The 3,235-nt window shown below is 63.7% G+C and carries 4 protein-coding genes; 1 reads left to right on the top strand and 3 read right to left on the bottom strand.

What is annotated here, in order from left to right; all coding sequences use genetic code 11:
• Positions 1 to 885, top strand: an 885-nt coding sequence (locus EOD07_RS28100; protein WP_164772601.1) for a DUF763 domain-containing protein, incomplete at its 5' end; no start/stop codon positions are given.
• On the opposite strand, the gene EOD07_RS28095 is transcribed toward EOD07_RS28100, so the two are convergent.
• The 3 genes from EOD07_RS28095 to EOD07_RS38200 form a co-directional block, all read right to left on the bottom strand.
• Entirely contained in the window at positions 882 to 1,907 is a 1,026-nt protein-coding gene (locus tag EOD07_RS28095; RefSeq protein WP_206519576.1) for an HNH endonuclease, read from the bottom strand. The two genes, EOD07_RS28100 and EOD07_RS28095, sit on opposite strands and share 4 nt — an antisense overlap.
• 40 nt (positions 1,908 to 1,947) lie before the next feature.
• Positions 1,948 to 2,544, bottom strand: a complete 597-nt coding sequence (locus EOD07_RS28090; protein WP_127237705.1) for a DUF6456 domain-containing protein — start codon at positions 2,542 to 2,544, stop codon at positions 1,948 to 1,950.
• Between the two features lie 192 nt (positions 2,545 to 2,736).
• Positions 2,737 to 3,144 (bottom strand): hypothetical protein, encoded by a 408-nt coding sequence (locus EOD07_RS38200; RefSeq protein WP_206519575.1) that lies wholly within the window; start codon positions 3,142 to 3,144, stop codon positions 2,737 to 2,739.
• Positions 3,145 to 3,235: the final 91 nt, after the last annotated feature.

Raw genomic sequence — 3,235 nt, 5'->3', positions numbered from 1 at the left:
GCTCTGGCCACCGCCAGCCGGCTGGTCGCCAAGGTGGACAGCGCGGCCCTGCAGGACGGCTACGACCTTTACCTGCACGGCTTCATCGTCGCCGATGACGGGCGCTGGGTGGTGGTTCAGCAGGGTATGAACGGCGACGCTCGCCAGGCGCGCCGCTACCATTGGCTGTCGGAGGGGCTGACGAGCTTCGTCGACCAGCCGCATGCGGCGATCGAGGGCGAGGCGCAAGGCGAGATCGTCAACCTCACCGACCGCCGCGCGGAGAAAGCGCGCAGCGGCCAAGTCGAGCTGCTCAAGACCATGAGTCCGGAAAAGATCCTCACCGAGCTTGCCGTGCTGGAACCGAAGCCTGAACCCGAGCCCGCCGCGCAGCCGATGCTGCCCAACCTCGTCATGCCCGCGCATCACGACGTGCGCGAGTCAGACATCGTCATGCGCCGCCTGCACGGCAACATCGCTTCGGCGATCGAAAGCGGCCCGAAGGATTTTCCCGAACTGCTGCTCGTCCCCGGCGTCGGCCCGCGCACGGTGCGGGCGCTGGCCATGGTCTCGGAAGTGGTGCACGGCGCGCCCTACCGCTTCTTCGACCCGGCCCGCTTCTCGCTGGCCCACGGCGGCAAGGACCGCCACCCCTTCCCCGTGCCGCTGAAGGTCTATGACGAGACGATCTCGGTGCTGAAATCGGCGGTGGGGAAGGCAAAGCTCGGACGGAGCGAGGAGTTGGAGGCATTGAGGCGGCTGGACGGCGAGTCACGGCGCATGGAGCGCTATGTGACGGGGCCGAGCTTGAAGGAGATTGTCGCCGGCGAAATGGACCAGTCGCATCTGCTGGGCGGTAGGAGCGTGTTCGGGTGGGAAGGAACGAAGGGAAGCGAGGAGGCCTAGCCGGAAACGAATACCTCGGTCCGATGATGGGCAAGATAGCTTTGCTGTTGCGCTCTGAAGGCTCCGACATGCCAGGTAGCCGGCGCTTCTGCAAAGCCGAACCGCTGCATTGCCAGTTGATCAAACCCGAGCCGCTGCAAATCCGTTCGATCGACGCGCGGAGAGACCAGCACTTCACCACCATCGTTGAAGCTGATGAAGCCACGATCGAACAAATGGTCGGCATCGGGTGTCAGAAGGAGCCCGTTCATGCCGTCGAGCCGTTCTTGCGCAGAATTGCATAGACGCCATGGCTTGATATGGCTTGCGATCAGGAGCGACGGGTTCGTCACACCTGTGAGGCGGCACGACCGCTCCACCATCTCAACATTCGCCCGGAATCTGCCTTGTCCGCGGCGAGCCAGAATGAGGCTTTTTTTGACCGTATCATCAAGGCTGATATCATCTTTGATCTGCCGCTCGACAGCGTCTTCGAGTTGTTCATTGACGATCTCGAAAGTGAGGCTGTTGGCACCACCGCGCTCCAGAGCAGCGTGGTCGAAAACTGCGCCAGTGACGATTGTTTGAAACACCGCTGGCGAAATGTTGGCAAGATACGCCTTTTGATTGCCCGATCCGGACGTCGGACTGATCGGCGAGTACTTGGTGGGAAGCAGCGGCCCGAGCACTTCTATCAATGCCTTTGGGCGTACAGGCGGATCAAGCTGCGTCCAGAACACAGGAAGAAGCCAGCCTTCTTTGTTCCAGTAGGATCCAGCTTCCTTGAATTCGGCTGGCTTAGGCGCGGTGAATGCAAATTCGGTCACTCGTCCGACGTAGCGAATGGCTTGCTCGAAAAAAGACAAGACGAAATCGCCGGGCGAGGCCCGGCGCATGTTGTTGTAAAATTCGCTGCGAGCGCCATTGCTTTCAGTTTTAGGAGACCAGAGATACTGGCCCTCGATCTCCTGGCGGGCTGTCTGATTATGATTGACCCACCAAAATTGCGGCATGGCAAAGAAATATCTGACAAGATTACTCAACAGGTTCTAGGCTAGCCTGCCAGTTTGTTCAAGCACCTCCTCACCCTGCCCGCCTCCCCATCATCCCATAGTGCACCGCCAGCAAATCCAGCCCGACCTTCAGCAGCTTCACCACCACGTCGCGCCCGTCGCCGGCGCGTTCGGATACCGCCTTCACCGACTGACCTTCGAGGCAGATTTTTCGCACGACTTCCGCCACCTCCCAATGGGCGAGCGCAGTCGCGGCTTGGGCGTAGGCGCGGCCGGTTGAGAGCACGCGGTCGGGAACGCCACCGCCTACCCGGCCGCTGTCGACCCGCTCGCTCCAGGATTGCGGCTGCAGGCCTTCGCGCTGGCTGCGCTCGAAATCGTCGCGAAAGCGTCCTCCGGCCTCGCGCTGCTGGCGGCTGAGCGAGGTGATGCCCACCAGCGGATCGACATTGCGCAGACGCACGATGCCGCCGGTAGAGGTGTAGCCGCCGTTCGACACCTCGTAGACGCGGCGCGCCTCGGCCGTACCGGTGGTGAGGCGCTGGCGGCCGAAGGCGTCTTGCTTCAGCGCAAAGTCATGGCCGACCTCGCGACGGATGCGCACCTGCTCGGCCTCGCCCTTGGGAAGCTTTGGCGGCTGAGCTTTCTTGGCGGATTTGCGGGGCATGGTGCGGTCCTTAGGGTTGGGTGGAACGTGTCAGAACCTGGGTTCCTCGCCCCCGCCAAAGGTGGGGGAGAGGTATCCGCGAAGCGGACGGAGTGGGGGCCTTCGGAGGGCGCTCCCCTCTCCGTCTCGGCTTCGCCGAGCTACCTCTCCCCACTTCGTGGGGCGAGGAACCTTGATCTCGCCCGGACGCCTTCACATCCCCTTTCCGCGACGGCCATGAAACCTTGCATGGTGATGCGCGCAGTAGGAGCGCGTGGCCGATGTCGGCAGGCCGCAGCAGAGCATGTCCGGCCCCGGGCGCGCGCTGACGGGATCGTCTTCGGCATCCTCGCGCAGCGCCAGATCCAGCGGCGCGCGGCAGCGGCCGAACAGGCAGTCGAGAAAGCGCATCGCCGCGACATGCGGCTGGCGGCCGGGGTTTTTCGCGGGCGGCGGCGCCGGGAGCTTGTAGAGATGCGCTTCGGATTTTTCGCGGGCGCCGGGAGCGAGCCAGGCCGGAGGCAAGGTGCGCGCGGGCGTGCGGGCTTTGGGCTTCTTGGAGGTGCGGTTGGTGCGAGCGTTAATGGCGTCCGGTTTCACGGGAACCGCATAGACCGACACGTCGGCGGGACAGCACCCCCCTCTGGCCTGCCGGCCATCTCCCCCGCAAGGGGGGAGATTGGCGGCTCGAATGCCGGCTGCCCCTTCCCAT

It is taken from the genome of Mesorhizobium sp. M2C.T.Ca.TU.002.02.1.1 (assembly GCF_003997225.1).
The sequence above is the reverse complement of the archived record's forward strand: the minus strand, read 5'-3'. Positions and strand labels throughout refer to the sequence as shown.

Coding starts and splice junctions, on each gene's coding strand:
- EOD07_RS28090 (WP_127237705.1), bottom strand. CDS start 2,544: ATGCCCCGCAAATCCGCCAAGAAAGCTCAGCCGCCAAAGCTTCCCAAG.